Here is a 22850-nt window from a genome sequence, read left to right as displayed (position 1 = left end):
TTCCTTTGCTCAATTCACGTTTTTGTGGGATGGGAGGGGAGTCACCACTGCTTTTCGAACCTGTACGAACCATGATTGACCGCCCCCGTGTAGCTATCGTTTTAAGGGGCTGGCTGGAGGAAAACCTCAACCTTCTGCACAGCCTGGCAAAGTTCAAACGCTTCAACGCGAATTGGCACGTATTCGTGGACGATCTCGCTCGCGGGGCGGAGGATCCGGACTGGCTGCTGGACCAGGGCTGGGACGGGATCATCTGCAAGGAGAATTCCGACGAGCTCTTTCGCAAGGCCCGGGAGCGGGGGATCGCTTGCGTGGACTTGTCGGACTCCAGTTCGCTGCGAGCGGGCTGCCCCAAGTTTCGCCCGAACAACGTGGCGGCGGGGCATTTGGGTGCGGAGCATTTCGTGGAAAAGGGTTTCCGGCATTTCGCGTTCTGCGGATTCGAGGGGGACCGTTGGTCGGAGGAGCGGCGGGACGGCTTCGTGGAAGGGCTGGCCTTGGCTGGCAAGAAGTGCACCACCTTCGAGACTGTTTATCCAGGGGTAAGCCAGCCCGCTTGGGAGTTTGCGGAGGAGGACGAGATGGCGAGGTGGCTGAAGACCTTGCCGAAGCCGGTAGCGGTTTTCGCCTGCAACGATCTGCGGGCGGTGCACATCGTGAACGCTTGCCAGCAGGCGGATTTTCGGGTGCCGGAGGAGGTTGCTATCTTGGGTGTGAACAACGACAGCGCCCGCTGCGAGCTGAGCGCTCCGTCTGTATCCAGTATTCCGATCGATGTTTCCGAGTACGCCCGAGCCGCGGGTGCGGCTTTGGAGGCCATGATCGCGGGCGCCGATCCGCTAGACTTCAAGGAGGAGACCTTGATCGATCCGCTGGAGGTGGTGACGCGGCGATCGACCAGCATCATGGCGGTGGAGGATCAAGCGGTGGCTCAGGCCTTGAACTTAATCCGGGAACGGGCTTGCAAGGGGATCACGGTGGAAGAGGTCGCCAAGGCGGTGCATATTTCTCGCAGCTTGCTGGAAAAGCGGTTTCGCCAATACGTGGGCCGCTCGCCACAGGTGGAGATTCGCCAAGCCCAGGTCATCCAGATCAAGCAGATGTTGACTGAGACGGAATACTCGTTGGCCCATATCGCCGAGATGGCCGGCTTCGAGCATCCCGAGTACATGAGCGTCGTATTCAAACGGCTGACACACACGACTCCCAGCGCCTACCGGAGGAAGAGCAAGGAGCTGGCTTCGGTGGGCTTGTAATCTGGGGTGGCGGTCGCCTGCTGGAGCGCTATCTTAAGTTTCGCGCAGGGTGCCGCGGGTAACGCCGAGCTGGTTGATGAGCTTGAGCTCGCGCCAGAGGGATTGTCCGGAAAGCTTGCCGGCGAGCAGCCGTTCGTAGCGGTCGAGAGTGTCGCGGACTTCTTGCGGGCTCTCGTTGAGGAACTCCACGCGGAAGGCGCGTACGCCGAGAGCGAGCAGGTCCTGGGCGAATTCGGCTCCGGTTTGGGCCTTGGCGTTGAAGACGGTATTGCGGCAACCGGCGTCGGCCTTGAGCGGGTGCAGCATGCCGGTGCGGTCCTTTATGGATACGGCGTGCTTGTCGCAGGGCCGTCCGCAGTCGCGGAAGTCCTTGCCCTTCGAGAGGAAGGCGCAGAAGACGCAGTGCTCCATGTGAAACATGGGCATGTGCTGGTGCAAGGTGATCTCGAACCAGTGGGCTGGCGCGTTCTCGAGCAGGGCGGCGAGCTGGGTGGCGTTGAGGTCGTAGGAGGCGGTGAGGCGCTGCAGCTGGTAGCGCTCGATGAGGTACTCGGCGGTGAGATGGTTGGCGACGTTAAGGGAGAAGTCGCCGCGTAGTGGAAATTTGGATAAGGATTTTAAGTGTTCGTGGTTGCGGGCGAGGAAGCCGTCGGCACCGCATTGGGTGAGTTGCTTTACGACCCAGTCTTCGCCGGTTTTGAACATGCGCGGCGGGGCGACCCAGATTTTCTTGTCGCCCGGCGCGGCGTGTACCAGCTCCACGGCCCGCTTGTATTGCTTGGGATCTTCGAGTTCGAGGTAGAGCTCGCCGTAGGGCAGGGCGAGGGCGGTCTCGAGTTGTTCGAAGGAGCGCAGGTAGGGGATGATGGTGGGGGCGGAAGCAGTGGCGGGCGAGTTGAGGGAACTTGCAGCGCGGCTCGCCCGGCGGTCGAGCCCTACCTCGTTGAGTTGCCAGCGGAGGGGCTCGCGGCGGAGGGCGAGGAGCGTATCCACGGCGTCGCGACGGAGCTGGTTGAGCTGGGAGACGGGAAAGTGGCAGCTGCCGACGAGTTGGTTGTCCAAGGCGGCGAGGTGGAAGGGGGTGTTGCCGAGCCGCGAGAGTTGCTTGTGGAGCGTTTCTTCGTCGAGGGGGCGTTTGGCGGCTTCCTGCAGGGGCTCGGTGGATTCCGAGCGGGCGACGCGACCGTCTTCGTCGCGTAGCTCGAGAGTGAGCAGCTTGCCCGGTTCGCCGTAGACGGTTGCGGCGATGGGGCGGGTGTAGTTGGGTTGCTCGACCTCGTAGCTTTGGCGGAGGGCCTTGTCGAGAGCAGGGTCGGAGGTCTTGAAAAGGGTGTCGCCGGGGCTGACGCGCTTCCAGTTGATGGAGTCGTTTAGGAAGCGGACGAAGGTGTCGGGGCCTTTTGTATCTACGGAAATGATACGTCCGCCTTCTTCGCGCTCGTCGGGGCGGCCGCGATCGAAGACCACGCCGTCGCCTGCCTTGAGCGGAGCTTCGAGCTGCAGGGTGACGCCGTCTTTTTCGACGGTTTTGATAGTGCCGAGTCGCAGGCCGCGCTTTTTGCCGAAGCGGGCGTGCACGAGGCTTTGGTTGTCGATGCCGCGCAGCCAGCCGTCGGACAGGCCGCGGGAGAAGGTCATTTCGAGGGCGTAGCGCCCTTCTTCGGGGTCGAAGGGGGCGAGGTTCTTTTCGGTTTCGCCGATGTAGTTGTTCCAGGCGTCGTCGAGGGCCTTGCGGTAGACTTGGGTGACGGCGGCTACGTACTCGGGGGCTTTGAGGCGGCCTTCGATCTTGAGGGTGGCGACCCCGTTTTCGATGATCTCCGGCATGGCGTCGAGTCCGGAGAGGTCTTGGGGGGAGAGCAGGTAGCGGCGGTTGCCGAGCTCGACTTGTTGGCCGTCGGCGTAGAGCTCGTAGGGGAGGCGGCAAGCCTGGGCGCATTCTCCGCGGTTTGCGGAGCGTCCGCCGAGGGATTCGGAGGTGAGGCACTGGCCGGAGTAGGCGACGCAGAGGGCTCCGTGCACGAAGAGCTCGATGGGGACTTCGGTGCCGGCGGCGATGGTTTTCTCGCGTATGGCCCCGACTTCCTTGAGGGAGGTTTCGCGGGCCAGCACGACCACGCTGGATCCCAGTTCGCGGGCGAACTCGATGCCGGCCTCGCTGGTGACGGACATTTGGGTGGAAGCGTGGATGGGGAAGTCGGGCGAGATGCGGCGGATGAGGCGGCAGATGCCGACGTCCTGCACGATGGCGGCGTCGACTCCGGCGGCGATGATGGAGCGGAGGAAGTCCTCGGCGTCGGCCATCTCGTCGGAGAAGACGAGGATGTTGAAGGTGACGTAGCCTTTGACTCCGCGGGAGTGCAGGTAGGCCATGAGCTCGGGAAGGTCGGCTACGGTGAAGTTCTTGCCGCGCATGCGGGCGTTGAAACGTTCCAGGCCGAAGAAGATGGCGTCGGCCCCGTTTTCCACGGCGGCGCGGGCGCAGTCCCAGTTGCCTGCTGGGGAAAGGAGCTCGGGCTTGGCGACTTGGCGGGTGTTTTCCTCGCGGGAGGAGAGGCGCTTGGGAATGAGTTTCGGCATGGTTCGGAGCGGCAATTGAGTGCCAAAGGTTCCGAATGGCAAGCGTAGGCGGCGCGGGATAGGGATGAGGCCTAGGGCAAACCGCTGCTTCAAGCTGGGAGCGTCGGCCGTTGCGTGACACGCCTTACGCATTTGCAGCGTGGTCGGGGCGAGAGGATTCGAACCTCCGGTCTCTACGTCCCGAACGTAGCGCTTTACCAGACTAAGCTACGCCCCGACTTGTGGTGCTTTGCGGTGAATTGAAGGCAATTTTTGGGCCGCGAATCAATGAAATTTCGAATCTGCCTGCGCGCAAGGGGCCGTGGATTGCATTTTGCAATTCGGCGTCTGGCGAAATGCGTCTTGCAACGAGGGCCGCGGAGGCAGGGGAAGCGGTTTGGGGGCCGATAAAAGTTTTTTCGAGGGGAAGGCTAGGGAATCGGCTTAGGTTGGTTCAGGAAATGCAAAGGCGAGGAGCCATGAACGGAAGCTACTGCATTTTGCTGCAAAAACTCGAACTGCCCGCTTTGCAATCGGAACATTTCAGGCTCGATACGGTATTTGTGGGCCCTAACATCCCGCTTGTCTGATCCTACTCTTTGTTTCTACAAAATCCTCTTTTCCTATGGTTTTAACTAACTATCTCGGACGTACTCCTCTCTTCGCTTCGCTTGCTGTTCTCCTTTCCGGTTGCGCCTCTCTGGACGCGATGCGGCGGGTGGAAGTGGACTTCGCTTACGTGGCCGAACTGGCCGCCGACCTAGCCGAGGAGGAGTACAAGGCTCCTGCTCCCTTGCCCAAGGTTTTGAGCGAGCTGGACTACGATGCGTATCGAAAGATCCGCTACAACTCGGACAAGTACTTGTGGAAGAGCGAGGGCTTGCCCTTCAGCCTCGGATTTTTCCATCCGGGGTTCCTGCACAAGGACCGGGTGAAGGTGCATGAATTCACGCCGACGCACGAGCAGCATATCCGCTATTTGAGCGAATTCTTCGATTTCGACGACCAGGCTTTGAAGGCGGCGATCCCGTCGTCGCTGGACTATGCGGGGATACGCTTGTCCTACGCGGTGGACGGCAAGACCGACTACCGCGAGGTGACCTCCTTTCTGGGCGCCAGCTATTTCCGCGGAACGGGGTTGGACACGCGCTACGGGACCTCGGCTCGAGGGATCGCGGTTGACGCGGGCCTAGGCCAGCCGGAGGAGTTTCCGAAGTTCAAGCAGCTCTGGCTGGGCAAGCCGCAGGTGGATTCGACCTCTGTAATCATTTATGCCCTGCTCGATGGTCCTAGCGTGACGGGCGCTTACGAGTTCGTAGTGCGTCCGGGAGACACGACGGTGATGGACGTGAAGGCTAAGCTCTTCTTCCGTGACGCAGTCGACAGTTTGGGCATCGCTCCCTTGACCAGCATGTACTGGCGTGGCGAGAACCGGACCAGCAAGGAGCGCGACTACCGTCCGGAGGTCCATGACAGCGATGGTTTGATCATCGTGGAAGAGGGGCAGGACCCCGTTTGGCGGGCACTCGACTTGGCGGAGAAGACCCGGCTTTCCTACTTCGGCGTTAGCAAGGTGAGAGGATTCGGGCTGATGCAGCGCGACCGGAATTTCGCCAGCTACCAGGACTTGGAAGCTCAGTACCATCGCCGTCCATCGGTCTGGGTAGACGTCAAGGGAGATTGGGGCAAAGGCTTCGTAAAGCTGGTAGAGCTGCCGACCGAGACCGAGTTCGAGGACAACGTGATTGCGTTTTGGGAGCCGGCTGTACTGCCGGCGAAGGGGACTGTCTTAGATTTTGAATACGCCTTGCACTGGACTCCGGAAATCACGCCTGCCCGCTATCCGAGCTCCATCGTGACGGCTACGCGTACCGGAGAGGACCCTTCCTACCCGGGGACGGATGTCTTCGTGGTGGATTTCACGGGAGTCGAGGGATCCGAGCTACCTGAGCTGGTATCGGTGGTAGAAGGCGCCGCTAAGCTGGTCGACGACCAAGTGATGTGGAATCCGTATTCAAATACTTGGCGCGCGGTGTTGCGACTGGAAGGGCAAGGCGAAGAGGGCACCGCTGAGGTTCGTTGCCAGCTGCTGTTTCCCGACGGAAGCAATTCGGAAGTGTGGGCCTACCAATGGACACGTTGAACAGGATCGTCCCGCGGAGCGAGGGCTTCGTGGACTGGAGCGAAGCGTACGAGCGGGTGGAAAGCTACTTCTGCGCCTTGCAGATCCGCGACCGCTTGCTGCTGAGCCAGTTGGTGGCCCAGATCCTTTCTCGGGCTGCGGAGCGCTACGAGGGGAGTCCTAAGTCCGCTTCTGTCCTGGCCATGGAAGAGGCCAAGGAGGTGGTGAAGTCTTGGTTCGGCCGCGTGCTGGACGCTGCGGGCGTGGAGCATGGAGAACTGGGAGCCCAAGGGCGATTGGCTTTGTTTCTGGCCGACATGCCGGCTCGTTGGCAAAGCGAGTTCCTTCATCCGGGACCTTGGCCGGCTGAGTTTCTGGAGGCGATGAAGGCGACCTACCTGAGCACGGGGCCGGAGTTTAGCAAGGCCCGCATGACGCCGCGTGACATTGACTTGGGACCGGTGTCGGCGGTGGCCGACGAAACCTGGCGTGTGATCGATCGCTGGCCGATTCTCGGGGCGCTTTTCGTTTGGACGCTGTACCTCGGCGGAATCGGTTTATTGGTGTATTTGCTGCGTTGATATGAAAAGCGGAAATGTAAGCTTCGGACAGTTTTTCGACTGGCAGCGACTGTTCTTTTTCGTGACGGCCTTGCTGTTCACGGTGTTTCCAACGGTCTTGTTTGGAAACCTGCTTTGGCGGGTGGGCATCGAGGAAGGACTGTGGCCGGTAAGCCTGCTGTTCGCGATTCTCACCTGGAACATTTCTTGGGGCGCCACGCATTCTTTGGTGGGCTTTTTCAAGCGTCGGCGACAGGCCCGAAAGCCGCTTGAGGTGTCGCTCGACAAGGAAAATCCCGGTAGCGTTGCGGTCGTTTTGCCGGTGTACAACGAAGATCCGCGCCGCGTGTTCGCGGGGCTGAAGGCGATGTACGAATCCTTGCAGCAACAGGCTGGATCGGAGGTGTTCGACTTTTATATCCTTAGCGATTCGACGAAGCCGGAACGGTGGCTGGAGGAGGAGCAGAGCTGGGCGTCCCTGTGTCGCGACCTCAAGGCTTTTGGTCGCATCTATTACCGTCGCCGTTCTGTGAATACGGACAAGAAGGCGGGTAACTTGCTGGAATTTTGCGAGAGCTGGGGGCTTCGCTACCGCTATATGGTAACGCTCGACGCGGACAGTATCATGAGCGGCGAAACTCTGATGTCGCTCTATCGACGAATGGAGGCGGACACGCGTATCGGGATTTTGCAGACAGCGCCGAAGATCGTCTACTCGGAAAGCTTTTGGGGCCGCTTGCAGCAGTTTTCCAATCACTTCTATGGCCCTGTCTTTATCGCAGGCCTCAACTTCTGGCAAGGTGGGCAAGGCAACTACTGGGGCCACAACGCGATCATCCGTATGGCTCCGTTTATGGAGCATTGCGCCTTGCCGGATTTGCCCGGGCGGGAGCCGTTTGGCGGAAAGATCCTTAGCCACGATTTCGTGGAAGCTGCTCTGATGCAGCGGGCCGGATTCGAGGTGCGCTTGGCGGAAGATTTGGAGGCGAGCTACGAGGAGTGTCCGCAGGATATCGTGGAGCACGCCAAGCGCGACCGCCGTTGGTGCCAAGGGAATATGCAGCACTTTTGGCTTCTGTTCTCGCGGGGACTGACCTTTGCCAGCCGCTTGCATTTGGCGAACGGGATCATGGGCTACGCTTCGTCCTTGCTGTGGGGCTTGTTCCTGATCCTGAGCGGAATCTTGATGTATAACCGGGTACGCAGCGGCCTTTCCTTGCTGCCGACCTCGGGGGTGGGGGACTGGTTTCAAATCCCCTTGTCCGACCATGGGTTGCTGGTGGCCGGGGTGACGTTTAGTCTCCTGTTCCTGCCGAAGGTGCTGGCGCTGCTGGACGCGTTCTTGAGCGACGGAAGGACGCGTGTATTCGGAGGATGGTTACGCTGCTCCCTGAGCGTCCTGCTCGAGATCGTGTGCTCCGCCTTGGTCGCTCCTATCATGATGCTCTATCATGGCCAGTTCGTGGTGTTCACCGCGCTGGGGAAAGGAGTGGGCTGGAGCACTCAAAACCGCTTGGCGGGAGACGGCTTGAGCCTGCTGGACGCGTTTGCCGCCCACAAGGGGCATGCCATGGTGGGAGTTGCCTTCACCATCTTGGCTCGCCAGGTGAGCGAGTCGTTTCTCTATTGGACCTTGCCGGTCAGCGGGGCTATGGTCTTGGCTCCGCTTGTGTCCTGGATATTGAGCAAGCCCTCCATCGGAGCTTGGCTGCGGCGTATCGGCGTTTTGGTGACGCCTGTCGAGCACAAGGTCGAGCCGGAGCTGGTGGCGGTGAAGGAAAACGAGCAGGAGTGGAAGCGGAAGAATTGGATTTTCGAGGAGTCGGACCCAGTGGTCGGCTTGATGAATGCGGCGGTGGACCCGTATTTGAACGCGATTCGGGTGGCTTTGGCTCGAGAGACGGAGTCGAGCTTGGACGCTGGGAGTTCCGAGCGATTGGAAGAATCGCTCCTCTACAAGGGAGTAGAAGGGTTACGCGCCTCCGAGTGCAAGCTGGTGCTGGGCGACGCGAATTTGATGAGTCGGCTGCATCGCGAGGTTTGGACCTTGGATCCGGACGACCTGCACGAATCGTGGCGTCCCTTGTTCCAGCGCTACAGCTGGGGTCAGCTGCAGCGAGTGGTTTAGGGAAACCGCGGTACGCGGGCTGGAACTCGATTGGCGCCGGAGCTATTTCCCGGTGATGTAGGCTTCGTATTGCTCGTCGAGTTGCAGCTTTAGGTGGTAGACGCGACTGGTTTGGAACTCGATGTCTTGGAAGCTTTCCGGAGCGAGGTTAAGGGTGATTTGCCGGCGGTCTTCCGAAAGGGCTGCGGAGCGGATCCGGTGCTCGGTGGTGTCGAGCTCGGGGGATCCGTAGTCGGGCGCGTCTCGATAGGTCCAGGACGTTAGGGAGAGCTGCGACTGTAGTTGATCTGCGGTTACGCTGGCGTCGATCGCTTGGGTGAGGGCGATGCTGATCGTTTGTTCGTCGTCATGCAGTCGAGCGGAGTGGATGGCTTGGGCAATGGTTTGGCCGTCCCAGACGATGCGTTGCAAGCTGGCGATCTTGCCGCCGTGAGCTTGCCAGCCGCGTCCGGTTTGTCCGAGCAGGAGGCTGCCGTCGGGGAGGAATACGGGACGCATGATGCCGGATTGGAGCTTTTCGCCGAAGGGAATGACTGCCGCTCTGGTTTCGCCTTGTATTTGGTAAGTGGCGACGCGTAGCAGCTTGGATTGGGTTTGGTCGCCGATGAACATTTGACCGGCGAAGGGGCCGAAGGCGCCGCCGGTGGTGTCCCAGGTCATGTGGCCGGGGGAGTTTGCGACTTTGTTGTGCGGGAAGAGGGCGACCGCTTTTTCTCGATTGGCGGCGGCTGCGGGCCAGCTCAGCTCGGGGGAGTCGGGACCGAGGCCGGGCAGGTCGACGAGTCCGGAGGGGTGCCCGTAGTATTTGTGGGCCCGGAGGACGAAGAGCTTGGAGGTGCTGACGTATTCGCCTTGGTTGTCGGCGTACCAAAGGGTGTCGTCGGTGTCGATGCCGAGGCTGGCGGGGCTGCGCAGTCCGTTGGCCCAGGGGATGAAATCGCCTTCGGGAGTGACTTTGATGGTCCAGCCGCTGAAGCCGCCAGAGGTGCCCATGTAGAGGCCTTCTCCCTTGAAGACGGCTTGGTCGGTATGGAGGAGGTTCAGGTTGTAGTAGTAGTTTCCGGCGGTGTCGCGGACGGGGCCGTGCAGGTAGGAGTGATAGTTGCTGTGGAAGCTGAATTGGTCGGAGAGCGTTTCGAAGGTGTCTGCGATGCCGTCGCCATCTACGTCGGAGATACGGGTGAGCTCCGGCTTTTGTCCGGCTACGATGGTGAGGCCTTTCTGGTCTTCCACCACGAGGCCGAGACAGTCGAAGAGGCCTTCGGCGAAGCGTATCCATTTGCCATCTACGATTCTCCAGATGCCGGAGGTGCGGGTGCCGACGACGATCGTGCCGTCCGGGGCGACGTCGATGGCGGTGGCCTCGAAGAGGAGCTCGCGTCCGAAGTTGTTGTGAGGGGGGAGATACTGTTCTGAGTGGTAGCCACGGGGGAGCTGGGCTTGGGTGGCTTCGACGGAAAATTCTTGTTGTAGGTATTCCGTATTCGCGCTTTCGGGACGCCACGCGTAGGCGGCGAGCCCGATCTTGCCGCTTAGGGTCGCCTTGAGCTGAGTAGTGGCAGGGAGCGTCCAATGGCCGTTTTCTCTGAGCGACCCGCTGCTCGCTTTGGCATGCTTGAGGGTCGCTAGGTTGAGGGCGAAGGTTTGAGGGGAGGCGAGCGAACCGGAGAGCTGGATTTGGGTAGATCCATCCTTGGCGATAGTCGCTTGGACGGAAATCTGGTTCTCGCCGATGCGGTAGTGAAAGCTTGGAGACGCGTCGGCGGGAGAAGAAGGGAGGGTGTACCCGAGGAATTGGGCGTCGATTTCCGCGAGGAGCTGCAGGTGGTCCTTTTCGCTGCGCAGGGAGGCTTCGATGGTTTCGAAATCGCGGAACTTTGCTTCCTTGAAGGAAAAGTCGATGCGTTCTCCTTGGGCGTCGAGCGGGGCGATGAGGCCTTGGTTTTCTGGCAGGCTGATTTCCTTGTTTTCGAAGCCGGGGACGAAACCGCTGCCGCCGCGGTTTTCCCACTCGCCGGCGGCATTGAGGAATCCGCCTTGCCAAATCTTTTCGATCGCGAGGCTGCGGGGGTCGAAGGTGTAGTTGAGCCCGAAGGGGAGGCCTACATGTATGGAACGGCCGGATACGCCGCTCATGGAACCGCGTTGGATGCGGGTACGATCGGAGACGAGGATCTCGTTTTTGTCTTCGAGCGGGTTGTATTCAGTGGGGCCGTCCTGGGTGACCAGCACTTCTACGGGGCCGCGTTGGGGCGCGTCGTTGAGGGTGGCGAGGTAGCGGTAGATGGCGTCGAGCTTGGCGTTGGAAAGGATCTCCTCGCTGTAGGGGACCATGATGGGGAGGTAAGGCTGGCCGGCTTGCGGGCCGCTCGAGGCGATGGCCAGCTCGACTGCGGGGGTGCGGATGGAGCGTTTGGCGTAGGAGAGGTCGGCTTCGATGGTGAAGCGGGCGTCCGAGGCGGGCTCGTGGATCTCGTGTTTCTTGGGGGGGCGTTGGAAGAGTCCGTAGAGGTTGGGGCCGGTCTTGAAGGAGGTGTCGCCTTTCTTGGTGGTGTGGCATTCTATGCAGCCGAGGGCGGTGAAGGTCTCTTTGCCGAGCTGGACTTGGTCGATCAGTTCGCGGGCGTTGGTCTTTTCGCCGAGGGCGGGCACGGTGACGCCGTCGTAGTCGGCGTGGTCGATATGGAGCTTGCGGATCGCGATGGGCCCGTTGGCCGCCCGGAAGGCGAGGGGGCCGTCGTATTGCTCCCATTGCTTGATGGAACCGGCGGTGAAGTTGGGGATCTGGGCGTCGCTCTGTACGGTTTGGCCGTTGAGGGTGACTTCGAGGAAGGTGGCGTTGGCAAGCTTGTTGAAGGTTTCGTCGCGGCGGAAGGTGCGGAAGCGGATCGAGATGGCGTTCCATTCGCCGGCAGACTTGGCGGCTTGGACGAGGGGAGGGACGCTGGGAAACGGGGCGTTGGTCTCGGGGTTGAAGCCGCTAGCGAGGGCTCCGGCGGAATCGGTGGCGAGCTTGAGCTCGTAGCGTCCCTGCAGGTAGACCCCAGCTTGGGAGCCGGAGGGGAGAAGGTATTCGAAGGAGACGATCTGGTCGGAGTAGTTCGACTTGCTTAGGAGGTAGCCGTCGCCTTCGGCGGTGCCGTGGGTGTAGAGGATGGCGCCGTCTGGGGCGTCGCTGGCTTCGAAGCTGCTCGAGTCTGCCGAGAGAGCGATGGAATCGGCCCGCTGCCAGTGTTCGCTGGGTTTTAGGAGCTCGTCGAAAGCTTGCGGGAAGAGGGCTGGGCTGGTGGCGCTTAGGCTGGCGGCGATCAGGAGTAGGAGTCGGTAGGGCTTCATCGGCGTGTATTGAATTTTGGGGTACGATGTCGGTTGGCGCGACAGTCATCAAATGTAAGAGCTCGGATGTCGGGGTGAAAGTTGGACATTCATAAGAGTGTCCGAAATTCGTTGCGCCGGATGAGCTCCCCCCGAGTATGGGGGAATGGCGGATAGAATAGAAATAAACGTTCCAGACGGATTTAAGAATTTTAAGGGGCAGTTTGGAGGCATATTTGGCCTCGTGATTGTCGTATTGCTGATTTGGGCTGGTTTTTCCAGCGTATATACGGTGCCTGCCGAATCGGAAGGGGTGGTCCTGAGATTTGGCAAATACAAGGACACCGTGAACCCCGGTCTGCATTTCAAGCTGCCGTTCAACATCGACCAGGTGGAGATCGTGGCTGTGCAACGCCAGATGAAGCAGGAGTTCGGTTTCGGTTCCTCGGGCGCTACGAATCGGACTCAGTTTTCGGCAAGCCGCACGGAACAGCTGGCCGAACGCAGTATGGTGACGGGTGACTTGAACGCTGCCTCGGTGGAGTGGAATTTGCAGTATCGCATCGAGGATCCGAAGCTGTTTCTGTTCAAGGTCCGGGATCCGGAGGAAACCTTGCGGTATATCTCGGAGTCGGTGATGCGCACGGTGGTGGGCGACCGCACGGTGGACGAGGTGATCACCATCGGGCGCCAGGAAATGTCGGTGGTGGCCCTGGACATGATGCAAGCCTTGGTCGACAAGTACGAGCTCGGCCTGCGCATCGATTTGGTGGAGCTGCAGAACGTGAATCCGCCGGAGCAGGTGCGTCCCTCCTTCAACGAGGTCAACCAAGCCCAGCAGGAGCGCGAAAGCATGATCAACGTGGCCAACGGCGAGTACAACAAGGTCATCCCGCGAGCCCGCGGTCTGGCGAACCAGTCTATCCAGGAAGCGGAAGGTTACGCCCTCAAGCGCGTCAACGAGGCCCAGGGTGACGTCGCCCGTTTCGAGGCGATGTTGAAGGAATACGTTAAGGCGCCGGAGGTGACGAAGCGGCGCATCTATCTAGAGACCATGCAGGAAGTGGTCTCGGGAATCGACAAGAAGATCGTGCTCGATAGCGATGCCAGTTCGGTATTGCCGCTCTTGCAGCTGAACCAGAACTAAGCCCTGTAAACGGAGATATTTAGCATGAAGCAAATAGCGCAATTTTTCTCGATTATCATTTTATTGGCCCTCGTTATCGTGGGTTATAATTCCATCTACACTGTGCGGGAAACCGAGCAAGTGATCCTAACTCAGTTTGGGGAAGTGGTCGGCGACCCGGTCGTCGAGTCTGGCCTGCATTTCATGGTGCCCTTCGTGCAAAAGCCGAATGTCATGGAAAAGCGGATACTTGGCTGGGACGGACGCGCCTCGGAAATGACGACTAAGGACAAGACCTTTATCGAGGTGGATACCTTTGGCCGTTGGCGTATCGCCGATCCGAAGCAGTTCTTCCTGCGCTTGCGCGACGAGCGTAGCGCCCAGTCGAGATTGGACGGTATTCTCGGATCCGCGACCAAGGAAGCGATCGCGAAGCATGAGCTGGTCGAGATGGTACGCTCGACCAAGGGCCGCAAGCCTCAGGTTGACGAGACCTTGAGCGCGCAAGCGAGCAGCCTCGGCGTTCTGCCCGATATCGAGAAGGGGCGGATCGCGGTAGAGGAGGAGATCTTCCAGGAAGCTTCGAAGAAGCTGACGGAGCTCGGCATCGAGCTGCTCGACGTTCGCTTCAAGCGGGTCAACTACCATGACAACGTGGAGCGAAGCATCTACCAGCGCATGATCTCTGAACGACAGCAGATCGCGGAACGCTTCCGCTCCGAGGGTGCCGGCGAGGCTGCGAAGATCAACGGTAAGCGCGGTCGCGACTTGCAGGAAATCGAGTCGGTTGCGTACCGGACGGTGCTGGAAATTCGAGGCAATGCGGATGCGAAGGCGACGGAGATTTACGCGAATGCCTACAACCAGTCGCCTGCTGCGGTGGAGTTCTACGAGTTCATCAAGTCGCTCGAGGCCTACGAGTCGGTGCTTCAGGGCGACACGACCTTGATCCTGACCACGGAGAGCGAGCTCTTCAAGTACCTGAAGAAAATCGACTGATAGGTAGTTAAAGAACGAATACTTTCACTGAAGGAGCTCGCGGCAAGGCGGGCTCCTTTTTTTGTTTGGTGTTGTGGGGGGGGCTGCGGTTTTGATTGGCTTCGGGGTGTGGAATTTGGGTTGCGCGGTCGCGGGCTGAAGCTCCGCGCTACGGGGGAGTGGAGGAGGTAGAAAGGATTTGGGCTCTGCGGCGTGGAGCAAGCTCCAGCCCTACGATTGGCGAGTTTTGCTGTCGGTGCGGTTGAACCTTTTTTGTGTTGCGGTGGGCGGTTTTGGTTGGCTTCGGGTTGCGGGATATGGGTTGTGCGGTCGCGGGCTGAAGCTCCGCGCTACGGAGGGCATCGTGGTGGGGTTGCGGGGAGGGCTTAGAGGATGGGGCTCAGTGGGCGGTGGGGTGTTTTGTGGGTTTTGGAGACAAGTGGGGAGAGGGCGCTAAAGCCGGGGTGTATTCGGACGTAGCAATAATGCTGACTAGGGGATGGGCCTTGGTGGAGCGCGGATACCGGCTGCTTATGAAACCTTACAAGATACTTGCCTCTCTTTTGCTGAGCTTACCGTTTTTGACTGCGGCAAAGGCGCTGACTTTCAGCGACGTGGATGTGGACGGGAACGAAGGGGAGCCCGACTACCTGTATATGTCGAGCAGCGGCACGAGCTCATGGAATAAGACCTTCAATCTGCTGAGCGCCGGATTCGATCCTTCCTCGATGCGAATCGTGAGCGCGGTGGTTTCTTTCGCTTTCGCCGACGATCACAATGACCGCAGCGACAACAAGAGATGGAAGAAGGAGTACGTGACCTTGAGCGTAGGGGGCGAAACGCCTTGGAGTTGGTTGGAAGTGGATGGGTCGCACAGTAACTCGCCTTACTCTTACGACTGGTACTCCACGAGCCTTTCGGCTGCTTCGCTGGACGACCTGCAGGACGGGGTGATCGCCTATTCGGTCGAAGCGGAGTACAATGACTTTTACCTGAAGGAAGCGTCCTTGGTTGCGGAGGTCGAGATGATCAAGGTGCCGGATGCGGGCGCCACGCTCGGTATGCTTGGATTGGGCATCGCGACAGTTTTTATTTTACGGCGTCAAATGCTGAAAGGCAGGGCGCGTAGCTGACACGTATTGATTTCAGCAATGACGAAGCCGCGGCCTGAGGGCCGCGGCTTTTGTGTATCCGAAAAGTGGAGAGGGTTGCTCTCCCGCTAGAATTCGAGGAAGTATTTTTGCTTCCAGCCGAGGAGTTCCTTCGCGCGGGAGCTGTCCATGAGGCTGGCGCGGCCGGGGAGTTCCTTGCGGAAGTCGGTGACGCCCGGCAGGTAGCGTTTGGCGAGCTCCATGGCGTCGAGGTTCGAGGAGACGTCGTCCGCGGCGAGGATGATTGCCTCGCAGCCGAGGCCGTCCTTTTCGATGGCGAGCTGGCAGGCGATGGCGATATCGCGGGAGTCGATATAGGACCAGAGGATGCGCAGGCGATCTTCGGGGTGGTCGAAGCGGGCGATGGTGGGGGCATGGTCCTCCGGGCAGAGCACGTTGCCGAGTCGGAGAGAGATGACTTGCATGCCGGTGCGGCGGTGGAAGGTGGCGGCGCAGGCTTCGTTCACGACCTTGGAGAGTCCGTAGGAGTCTTCGGGAAGCTGGGGATGGGCTTCGTCGACCGGTAGGTATTGCGGTTCGAAGAAGTCGGTGGCGAAGCAGATTCCGTAGGACGACTCCGAGGAGGCGATCACCACTTTTTGGATACCGAGCAAGGCGCAGGCTTCGAGGACGTTGTAGGTGGAGAGCGTATTGACGCGGAAGACCTCTTCGTTGGGGAACTCGTGGGCCCGCGGTATGGCGGCCATGTGGATCACGCCGACGTAGGGATCGCGAGATCCTGTGTTGTAGGGAGAGAAGGCGTTGACGACTTGGCCGAGGTCGGTGAGGTCGGCGTGGATGGTGTGGCAGAGCGGCTGGGCGGGAGCCTTGGTGTCGACGTTGATCACGTCGTATCCTTCTGCGACGAGGTGTTTGACGATCCAGTGGCCGGCCTTGCCGGAGCCGCCGGTTACGATGATTCGTTTCTTGGGCATGCGAAAGAGCATGCCCATTCCGAGCTGGGGTTCAAGGAGCGGCCTTGGAGCTGGCGCTCTTATTATGTAGCCTTAGGCGGCAATTGGATCAGGAGAGGTAGCTGTGGTGGAGTTTCCAGCCAACCCAAACGCCGACGAGGGAGAGCGCTCCGCTGACGAGGAAGGCGGTCATGAAGCCGCCCATTAAATCGCCCAAGTACCAGCCGAGGTAGCTGAAGAGGGTCATGGCCACAAAAATGCAGAGCTTTTGCATAGCTCTGCATTCGGCGTGGGACGCTCAGGGCTGAAGCGAACTGAGTTGATTCGTTCGCTAAGCCCGGCGGAGGCTACCTAGGCGACCGCTCTAGATGCGGCCTTCTTCGATGTCGTAGACGTCGAACCAGACGCGAACGATCTTGTTGCTAGGAATGTATTGGGGGATGTAGCCTTCGAGGAATTCCTGGAGCTCGATGGGCATATCGACCGGGCGGGTGTAGCGCATCTTGTTGTTCCAAGCGATGATTTCGCGCTTTTCGGTGACTTTCGAGTTTTCCTGTATCCACTTCGCGACTTCTTCGTCGCTCGCTCCGGTGGCGACGAAGTCTTTGAAGTCGTCCCCGGATATGCCGGTGAAGTCGAAGAAGGTACTGTCCAGCGGACAGTTGAAGTGATACTCGCCGTTGGTTCCCGCTACGACGGCTCGGCATTTGTCGAGCGCTCTGGCGGCGACGACGAAGCCGCCGAGGGTTTCGCGTGGGCTGCGGGGGAATTCCTTGGTGAGATCCTTAGCGGATAGAGTGGGTGTTTCGTTGGTGTTGCTCATATCCCTCCATAGACGAAAGAGGGGCTGCCCTGATTGTGTTTTGCGGGAGATTGGCGCGCTTCCGCGGGCAGGGGCGGGTCGCTTTGTGATTGCTGCAGGGGCCTAGCAGTGATGGTCTCAGGGAGTTCACCCGCGCTTTCCTCCAACCCTCCCCGCCTATGAGCTCGATTCATGAACCGCTTCTCGCGATCGTTAAGGAACGTCGCTCTGCCTACGTGAAATCGCTGCGGTGGCTGCTGCTGTCGATGGTGACCTTGCTTGCCTTTCAGGTCTTGATCTTCGATCCCTTCGTCGCCGCGCAGACCCGTTTGGCGGAGGTGAAGCAGGAGCAGGGCGTGTACGGACCGATCGCTCGCAATATCGAGAAAAGGCGGGAGGCCTACGGGGAATTGGGGGCCCGGCTTTCCGGCGAGGTCGAACGGCGTTTGGCGTCGATGATGGACAACATTGCCGAAGACCTGCAGTTCCTGACGCTCGAGGTGGCGCTTTACTTGGATCTAGGCGAGGGGGCTGGTACCGGGGGACGGGATCCGGTTTTTGATCCGATGCATGGGGTTCAGTCCAAGGCGATGCAAGTGGGACCTTTGTCGATGCCGCCACCGAGGGAATTGGGTTTGAACGAAGAGGAGCGGGCGGCCTTGCGCGAGGCCCAAAGCTGGAGCGAAGCTCGCGAGCTGCTGCAAGGAAAGGTGGAGGATGAAGTTGTGGCTGTCAGGTTTTCTGAATACAATGCTGGGATTCGTGAGTTCGTGGATGAGGCGATTGCGGATATCGAAAAACTGAATACATGGAATCCCAAGGGACTGAAATCGCTTCCGCCGGAGCTGCAAAGGCTTTGGGCGGACGTGGAGGCGGCGAGCGACGCTATGGTGGCGAAGATGCGCTCGCTGCAGATTTCGACTCCGGAGGACGAGCGTTGGTGGTGGACTTCGGGAGGGAAGCAAGGGATCGAGGGGCTTGAGCTGCAGCGCTCGAATCGGATGATTGATCGCTTGATGGAGGACGCGGGTTACGAGGCGGTGCTGGCGTCGATCGAGTCTCAGTTGCAGGTCCTGGTTGCGGCGGAAGCGGAGGTCATGCAGCGGCAGGAGGACATCGAGGTGGCCTTTCTGTCTTTCCAGGAAACGATCGCTCAGCTGCTGGGCCCCTTGGATTGGCTTCCCTTGAACTTGGAGGAGTTCGTGTTCTTGATGCCGCTGTTGGTGTCCTGCTCCTTCGGCCTGGGGGTGGCGTGGATCATGTCGAAGCGATCCCGCTACAACGACGTTTTGCATACGTCAGCGAGTCGTTCCGAAACCGTGAAGGAGCTCGAGTTTACGCTCCGCCTGGACGCGGCGCCGCGCCGGGTGGTCGGGGGCTTGCTTCTTTGCATGGCGGCAGGACTGGGCTGGATCGTTTACGCGAACCTGCAGTTGATGGATCTGGTGGGGAGCCTGGAGGCGGGCAGGATCGCCCATGCCAGCTCGATCGCCTACTCGGTTTTCCTGAACTGGGTCCTGAGTTTGCTGATTTTGCTGGGAGCTAGCGCGTGGTCCTTTTTGCAGCTCAGGAGAGTCGGCGGTCCGGTTGGGGAGTGACGTTTGTGGTTTGACCTCGCTCCGCTGACTTGGCTGTTTGCCTCTCCTATGGCGACACCGAGCGAAAAGAATTTCGAGGACTACAAGCGAGCGGAAACGAAGGCGCTGCAGATCGTAAAGGAGATGCAGGCGACTTCGGCCAAGAAGACGGATATCGAACTGGCCCTCTTGGTCGCGTTGTTCGAGCTGCACAAGCGGGAACTGGCTCCGGCTCACATCGCCAAGATCGTGCAGGGGCACCTCAACGAGCTGGTGCCGTTCTATTCGCGCGGGCCGGAGGCGAACTAGGGGGGCGCGGATTAACCTCCAGTAGAGGTCGCTGCAAAGGTCCTGGTCTGAGGGCGGACGCAGCTAGTCCTTGGGTTCGAAGCAAGTCCCCCGCAGGTCTTCGAGCTTGGCGCGAAAGTAGGCTTCGGCGTCGTCTACGCCTTGGTTGTAAGCGTGGGGACCGATTTCCTTGGCGAAGAACTCGATCAGGAAGCGTGCCTTCAGTTCCCCGATCTCGAGGTCGAGCTCTTCTTCGACGTAACGTTGAACGGCCGGAATGGCGTCGGCCATTTGTTCTTTGTTGAGGGTAATTGGCATGACCTTTAAGGAAGGGAAGCGTTGTTAGGCTGGTTTTTTGGCGGAAGCGAGCTTGTTGAGAACTAGCTGCTGCCCATGCGGTCGAGGGAGCGGAACTGGATGGCTTCCATCAGGTGCGGCATCTGGATTTCGGACGATGCGGCGAGGTCGGCGATGGTGCGGCTCACCTTGAGGATGCGGTCGTAGGCGCGGGCGGAGAGGGATAGCCGTTCCATGGCTTTTTGCAGGATATCGCCCAGCTCGGCGGAGATGGCGCAGTGCTGCTGGATGGCCTTGTGGCCCATGTCGGCATTGGAGCGAATCGCTGTATTCGAGAAACGGTTACGCTGGATGGCTCGGGCGGCTTCGACCCGCTCGCGAATGGACTGGGAGCTTTCGCCCGGCTTGGCCTGGCGTAGTTGTCCGATGGAGAGGGCGGGGGCTTCGACGTGCAGGTCGATGCGGTCGAGCAGGGGGCCGCTGATGCGCTGGCGGTATTTTTGCACTTGATGGGGGGAGCAGATGCATTCCTTCTGCTGGGAGCCGAGGTAGCCGCAGGGGCAGGGGTTCATGGCTGCCACGAGCATGAAGTTACAGGGCAGGGTGACCTTGCCGGCGGAGCGCGAAATGGTGACTTGAGCGTCCTCGAGGGGTTGGCGCATGACTTCGAGGGCGGAGCGCTTGAACTCGGGAAATTCGTCCATGAAGAGCACGCCGTTGTGGGCGAGGGAAATCTCGCCGGGGCCCGGGATGCTGCCGCCGCCGATCAGGCCCACGTCGGAGATGGTATGGTGCGGGGAGCGGAAGGGTCGGTGCTTGCGAATTTTGGCGCTGCGGGTGATGCCGGCGGCGGACTCGATTTGCAGGATCTCCAGGAATTCGTCGAGGCTCGGCTCGGGCATGACGCTGGGGACCCGCTTGGCGATCATGGACTTGCCGGAGCCCGGCGGGCCGAGAAGCAGGATGTTATGGGCGCCGCTGACGGCGATCTCGATGGCTCGCTTGACGGAGGCCTGCCCTTTGACTTCGGCGAAGTCGAGGGCGCTTTCCTGAGGCTGGGGGTCGAAGACGGTTTTGCCGGAAAGGTTGGGCAGCTCCAGCTCGCCTTCGATGAAGCGGCGAGCTTGGTTGAGGGAGTCGACGCCGTAGACCTCGATGCCTTCCACCAAGGCGGCCTCGCGGGCCGAGGCGAGGGGGAGGATGACGCCGCGCTTCTGCGAGTCGCGGGCTTGCAGGGCGAAGGCGAGGCCGCCGCGTATGGGGCGGGTGGCGCCGGAGAGGGAAAGTTCGCCGCCGATGAGGAAATCCTTGAGGCGCTGCTCGCCGGAGAGCTGGTTGGTGGCGGCCAGGATGCCGAGGGCGATGGGCAGGTCGTACATGGGGCCCTCCTTGCGCAGGTCGCCAGGGGCGAGGTTGATGGTGGTGCGGGTTTGGGGCTTGCGGAAGCCGGAGTTGGCGAGGGCGGAGAAGACGCGGTCGTCGGACTCCTTGACGGCGGCGTCGGGCAGGCCGACGAGCACGAGTCGCGGGTCGCCGCTTTCGCCGGAATTGACTTCCACGAGTACGGGCACGGCCTGGATTCCTTGCAGGGCCGCGCTAGAAACGATGGCTAGCATAGTTCGTAGTGAGGTAAGGGGTGGTAACAGAGGAGAAAAGCGAGTGTGCCTTTTCGACGCGCTCCCGGGCAAGCCAAAAGGAGGACGATAGCTTGCGTGCCATCGGAGATGGCTAGATTGTCCGGGAAAGAGGAGTGACGATCCGCTGCGGAGGTCAAAGGGGAAGGATTGACCTCTAGTTTGGTCTTCGCGACTCTATGATCGTTGGGTTTTAACTGCTAAATTAGATGAAGAATAGGTTATTAAAAGCATACGCGTTTTGTTTTTTGCTTTGTTGCGGCACGAGCTTGTTCGCTCGAGAGTTTGCAGTGTCGGTAGTTGTTACGGATCAGGATGGAACTGCTGTTGAAGGAGCAGCAGTTAAGGCTTCGTTTGTTTTTTTCGGTTCAAGCTCTAAATCAGTGAGGGTTGAAGGGCGGAGTGATTCCGGTGGATATGTAACTCTGCGTGCGAAAGGTGAAACTCAAGTTTCTATCTTCGTCAAAAAAGAGGGTTATTATCCCAGTGCAAAGCCAGTCAATCTATACGAGTCAGACGAAAATGGCTATTCTAAGCCTAAGAATCCTCATGTTGATATTGTTCTTAATAAGATCAAAAATCCGATTCCGATGATCGCGCGGGGAGACGATGTTCAGCTTTTGCTGCCAGTGTTGAATGAACCCGTAGGTTACGACCTTTTCGTGGATGATTGGGTTGTCCCTTATGGGGAAGGAAAAATGTCGGATCTTTTGTTTCAATATTCTGGAAAAGTAGATCGAACCGAGGTCGATGCGAACCTGTTCGTTTCGATGGGAAACGGCGGTTTTTCTAGGTTTTCGATGAATGACGATGGTAGTGTTCTTAAATCCGGGTACCGCGCTCCTCCAGACCCGTCTGAGTACGAGGATAGGCTTGTGCATCGTATCAAGCGAAGTGTGGTAGATGAGGTTTTGTTAAGTGAGAGCACGTACCAAGAGGGAATCGGTTATTATCTTCTCCTTCGACCTGTTTACGACTCTGACGGAAATCTAAAGGAAGCGTATTACGGGAAATTGTACGATGATATAAGGTTTCAGCCAACTATCAATGGAAAATGTGCTGTTAAGTTTTCTGCCTTTTACGTTAATCCGATCAAAAATGATACAAACGTGGAGTTTGATCCGAAGAGAAACCTCTTGCAGAGTTCTGCTGAGAATTCGCCAGATCGCATCTAGATGCTAGATGGTAGATGGTATCGGACTACTTTGAGTGGAAAGTGAATTACACCTACTGGAGGAACAACATAACATGGGAGCTCAATCCCTCGGGAGGCACCACTTGGGGCCCCGATAACAATGACTGGCCGGAAACCCTATGATCGGGAGGCTCTCCAATATCCATAAACATCTATTGTTTCTAGCCATCGCATTTAGCTCCCCGGCGACGCAAGTTGCGATCGGGCAAGAGATAAGTTTTGCTGACGCCAAGGATGCTTTGGGCTTATCGCCATTCGATCTGCCCCAAGCAGACCCCCGCGCCGAATACTTGCTCAAAGTCATCGAGTACGGGACGCAGCACCAAAAAATAGACTTGGTAAGAGCGATCGAAGAGCAAAATGGTTCGATTGATTGGCTTCATCTCATTATGTACGATTCTACCGCAGCCAGGTACGCTGCATTGGGAGTCGTTACGAAGCGCAATGCGATCGAGTCGGCTCCCCACCTCTTGAACTTCATCGAGAGGACGTATGAAGAAGCGAAATACACAGAAGGAGGTTCCTCCCATATCGACCTACGCCCCTTCAAATATCAGAAACTGGCGATGGAAACGGTGGAGACGATTATCGGAGAACCAATCATCGATACCGATTCGATCGCCTCTGGATCCGCTAGGCACATTGGTGCGTTTGTAGTGAGCCATGGATACAGGGACGAGATGAAGGAAACAGTGCTAAACGCTGAACGCCTACTGGAAAGAGCTCAGGCACAATCGAAAATAGCCGACCCCGAACATCAGGGCCAAAAGGCCTTGGAGGCGGATCATCAAGCCAGCGCCCCCCAACCGGATTCGCAGCCTGCTCCGAGCAAGCATGGTAAGCGGTACAAAATCCACCCCCTAGACGCTTGATCGTCGATCCGCTATTTTTCCTTCATGTCCACCGAACGAGGAAAACGATACACTGCAGAACAGAAGCAAGAGCTCC

Annotated in this window: 18 protein-coding genes and 1 tRNA gene; 11 read left to right on the top strand and 8 right to left on the bottom strand. The window is 59.2% G+C overall.

The genetic code is table 11. From position 1 onward, the window contains the following. Window positions 1-71 precede the first annotated feature (71 nt). Window positions 72-1256: a DNA-binding transcriptional regulator gene (locus QEH57_RS21835; protein WP_309008918.1), complete on the top strand. Its 1185-nt coding sequence runs from the start codon at window positions 72-74 to the stop codon at window positions 1254-1256. Window positions 1257-1289: 33 nt separating this feature from the next. Here the strand turns inward: QEH57_RS21835 and QEH57_RS21830 are convergent, their stop codons facing one another. Next, window positions 1290-3836, bottom strand: coding sequence for a DUF3656 domain-containing protein (locus QEH57_RS21830; RefSeq protein WP_309008917.1), 2547 nt, complete (start codon window positions 3834-3836; stop codon window positions 1290-1292). A gap of 140 nt (window positions 3837-3976) precedes the next feature. Continuing rightward, window positions 3977-4053 (bottom strand) — tRNA-Pro (locus QEH57_RS21825). A 387-nt stretch (window positions 4054-4440) separates the two neighbouring features. Between QEH57_RS21825 and QEH57_RS21820 the strand changes: the two genes are divergently transcribed. The 3 genes from QEH57_RS21820 to mdoH are packed head-to-tail and all read left to right on the top strand — an operon-like array spanning window position 4441 to window position 8625. After that, window positions 4441-5958 (top strand): glucan biosynthesis protein G, encoded by a 1518-nt coding sequence (locus QEH57_RS21820; protein ID WP_309008916.1) that lies wholly within the window; start codon window positions 4441-4443, stop codon window positions 5956-5958. Then, window positions 5946-6518 (top strand): hypothetical protein, encoded by a 573-nt coding sequence (locus QEH57_RS21815; RefSeq protein ID WP_309008915.1) that lies wholly within the window; start codon window positions 5946-5948, stop codon window positions 6516-6518. The genes QEH57_RS21820 and QEH57_RS21815 overlap by 13 nt, the downstream gene beginning before the upstream one ends. Before the next feature lies 1 nt (window position 6519). Continuing rightward, entirely contained in the window at window positions 6520-8625 is a 2106-nt protein-coding gene (gene mdoH / locus QEH57_RS21810; RefSeq protein WP_309008914.1) for a glucans biosynthesis glucosyltransferase MdoH, read from the top strand. Between the two features lie 42 nt (window positions 8626-8667). Here the strand turns inward: mdoH and QEH57_RS21805 are convergent, their stop codons facing one another. Further along, on the bottom strand, window positions 8668-11961 hold the full coding sequence (locus QEH57_RS21805) for a family 16 glycoside hydrolase (RefSeq protein WP_309008913.1): 3294 nt from the start codon (window positions 11959-11961) through the stop codon (window positions 8668-8670). Window positions 11962-12106: 145 nt separating this feature from the next. On the opposite strand from QEH57_RS21805, the gene hflK reads away from it, so the two are divergent. The 3 genes from hflK (at window position 12107) to QEH57_RS21790 (ending at window position 15177) form a co-directional block, all read left to right on the top strand. After that, complete coding sequence (gene hflK, locus QEH57_RS21800; protein ID WP_309008912.1) at window positions 12107-13087, top strand: FtsH protease activity modulator HflK; 981 nt, start codon at window positions 12107-12109, stop codon at window positions 13085-13087. 24 nt (window positions 13088-13111) lie between these two features. Continuing rightward, on the top strand, window positions 13112-14065 hold the full coding sequence (gene hflC, locus QEH57_RS21795; RefSeq protein WP_309008911.1) for a protease modulator HflC: 954 nt from the start codon (window positions 13112-13114) through the stop codon (window positions 14063-14065). Between the two features lie 512 nt (window positions 14066-14577). After that, a complete protein-coding gene (locus QEH57_RS21790) occupies window positions 14578-15177 on the top strand; it encodes a VPDSG-CTERM sorting domain-containing protein (RefSeq protein ID WP_309008910.1) in 600 nt (199 codons plus the stop codon). Window positions 15178-15263: 86 nt separating this feature from the next. On the opposite strand, the gene QEH57_RS21785 is transcribed toward QEH57_RS21790, so the two are convergent. The 3 genes from QEH57_RS21785 to QEH57_RS21775 form a co-directional block, all read right to left on the bottom strand. Further along, the gene (locus QEH57_RS21785) at window positions 15264-16130 is read right to left on the bottom strand and encodes an NAD(P)-dependent oxidoreductase (RefSeq protein WP_309008909.1); all 867 of its coding nucleotides are present in this window, start codon (window positions 16128-16130) and stop codon (window positions 15264-15266) included. 88 nt (window positions 16131-16218) lie between these two features. Further along, entirely contained in the window at window positions 16219-16383 is a 165-nt protein-coding gene (locus QEH57_RS21780; RefSeq protein ID WP_309008908.1) for a hypothetical protein, read from the bottom strand. A gap of 90 nt (window positions 16384-16473) precedes the next feature. Then, window positions 16474-16932, bottom strand: a complete 459-nt coding sequence (locus QEH57_RS21775) for a DUF5069 domain-containing protein (RefSeq protein WP_309008907.1) — start codon at window positions 16930-16932, stop codon at window positions 16474-16476. A 158-nt stretch (window positions 16933-17090) separates the two neighbouring features. Here QEH57_RS21775 and QEH57_RS21770 point away from each other — a divergent pair, with 158 nt between their 5' ends. Together QEH57_RS21770 and QEH57_RS21765 are read left to right on the top strand one after the other, a co-directional pair. Further along, window positions 17091-18509 (top strand): hypothetical protein, encoded by a 1419-nt coding sequence (locus tag QEH57_RS21770; RefSeq protein WP_309008906.1) that lies wholly within the window; start codon window positions 17091-17093, stop codon window positions 18507-18509. 48 nt (window positions 18510-18557) lie between these two features. Beyond that, complete coding sequence (locus QEH57_RS21765; RefSeq protein ID WP_309008905.1) at window positions 18558-18797, top strand: hypothetical protein; 240 nt, start codon at window positions 18558-18560, stop codon at window positions 18795-18797. 63 nt (window positions 18798-18860) lie between these two features. Here QEH57_RS21765 and QEH57_RS21760 read toward each other — a convergent pair whose 3' ends face one another. Together QEH57_RS21760 and QEH57_RS21755 are read right to left on the bottom strand one after the other, a co-directional pair. Continuing rightward, window positions 18861-19094, bottom strand: coding sequence for a DUF2164 domain-containing protein (locus tag QEH57_RS21760; RefSeq protein WP_309008904.1), 234 nt, complete (start codon window positions 19092-19094; stop codon window positions 18861-18863). Between the two features lie 62 nt (window positions 19095-19156). After that, entirely contained in the window at window positions 19157-20689 is a 1533-nt protein-coding gene (locus QEH57_RS21755) for a YifB family Mg chelatase-like AAA ATPase (protein ID WP_309008903.1), read from the bottom strand. A gap of 227 nt (window positions 20690-20916) precedes the next feature. Here QEH57_RS21755 and QEH57_RS21750 point away from each other — a divergent pair, with 227 nt between their 5' ends. Further along, window positions 20917-21882: a carboxypeptidase-like regulatory domain-containing protein gene (locus QEH57_RS21750; protein WP_309008902.1), complete on the top strand. Its 966-nt coding sequence runs from the start codon at window positions 20917-20919 to the stop codon at window positions 21880-21882. A 139-nt stretch (window positions 21883-22021) separates the two neighbouring features. Continuing rightward, complete coding sequence (locus QEH57_RS21745) at window positions 22022-22774, top strand: hypothetical protein (protein WP_309008901.1); 753 nt, start codon at window positions 22022-22024, stop codon at window positions 22772-22774. Window positions 22775-22850 lie beyond the last annotated feature (76 nt).

It is taken from the genome of Pelagicoccus sp. SDUM812005 (genome assembly GCF_031127875.1).
In the GTDB taxonomy this organism is placed as follows: Bacteria; Verrucomicrobiota; Verrucomicrobiia; order Opitutales; family Opitutaceae; genus Pelagicoccus.
The sequence above is the reverse complement of the archived record's forward strand: the minus strand, read 5'-3'. Positions and strand labels throughout refer to the sequence as shown.

Bases quoted from the DNA above. Each gene is read 5' to 3' on its own strand.
- QEH57_RS21835 (WP_309008918.1), top strand. From the start codon at position 72: ATGATTGACCGCCCCCGTGTAGCTATCGTTTTAAGGGGCTGGCTGGAG.
- QEH57_RS21830 (WP_309008917.1), bottom strand. From the start codon at position 3,836: ATGCCGAAACTCATTCCCAAGCGCCTCTCCTCCCGCGAGGAAAACACC.
- QEH57_RS21820 (WP_309008916.1), top strand. From the start codon at position 4,441: ATGGTTTTAACTAACTATCTCGGACGTACTCCTCTCTTCGCTTCGCTT.
- QEH57_RS21815 (WP_309008915.1), top strand. From the start codon at position 5,946: ATGGACACGTTGAACAGGATCGTCCCGCGGAGCGAGGGCTTCGTGGAC.
- mdoH (WP_309008914.1), top strand. From the start codon at position 6,520: ATGAAAAGCGGAAATGTAAGCTTCGGACAGTTTTTCGACTGGCAGCGA.
- QEH57_RS21805 (WP_309008913.1), bottom strand. From the start codon at position 11,961: ATGAAGCCCTACCGACTCCTACTCCTGATCGCCGCCAGCCTAAGCGCC.
- hflK (WP_309008912.1), top strand. From the start codon at position 12,107: ATGGCGGATAGAATAGAAATAAACGTTCCAGACGGATTTAAGAATTTT.
- hflC (WP_309008911.1), top strand. From the start codon at position 13,112: ATGAAGCAAATAGCGCAATTTTTCTCGATTATCATTTTATTGGCCCTC.
- QEH57_RS21790 (WP_309008910.1), top strand. From the start codon at position 14,578: ATGAAACCTTACAAGATACTTGCCTCTCTTTTGCTGAGCTTACCGTTT.
- QEH57_RS21785 (WP_309008909.1), bottom strand. From the start codon at position 16,130: ATGCCCAAGAAACGAATCATCGTAACCGGCGGCTCCGGCAAGGCCGGC.
- QEH57_RS21780 (WP_309008908.1), bottom strand. From the start codon at position 16,383: ATGCAAAAGCTCTGCATTTTTGTGGCCATGACCCTCTTCAGCTACCTC.
- QEH57_RS21775 (WP_309008907.1), bottom strand. From the start codon at position 16,932: ATGAGCAACACCAACGAAACACCCACTCTATCCGCTAAGGATCTCACC.
- QEH57_RS21770 (WP_309008906.1), top strand. From the start codon at position 17,091: ATGAGCTCGATTCATGAACCGCTTCTCGCGATCGTTAAGGAACGTCGC.
- QEH57_RS21765 (WP_309008905.1), top strand. From the start codon at position 18,558: ATGGCGACACCGAGCGAAAAGAATTTCGAGGACTACAAGCGAGCGGAA.
- QEH57_RS21760 (WP_309008904.1), bottom strand. From the start codon at position 19,094: ATGCCAATTACCCTCAACAAAGAACAAATGGCCGACGCCATTCCGGCC.
- QEH57_RS21755 (WP_309008903.1), bottom strand. From the start codon at position 20,689: ATGCTAGCCATCGTTTCTAGCGCGGCCCTGCAAGGAATCCAGGCCGTG.
- QEH57_RS21750 (WP_309008902.1), top strand. From the start codon at position 20,917: ATGAAGAATAGGTTATTAAAAGCATACGCGTTTTGTTTTTTGCTTTGT.
- QEH57_RS21745 (WP_309008901.1), top strand. From the start codon at position 22,022: ATGATCGGGAGGCTCTCCAATATCCATAAACATCTATTGTTTCTAGCC.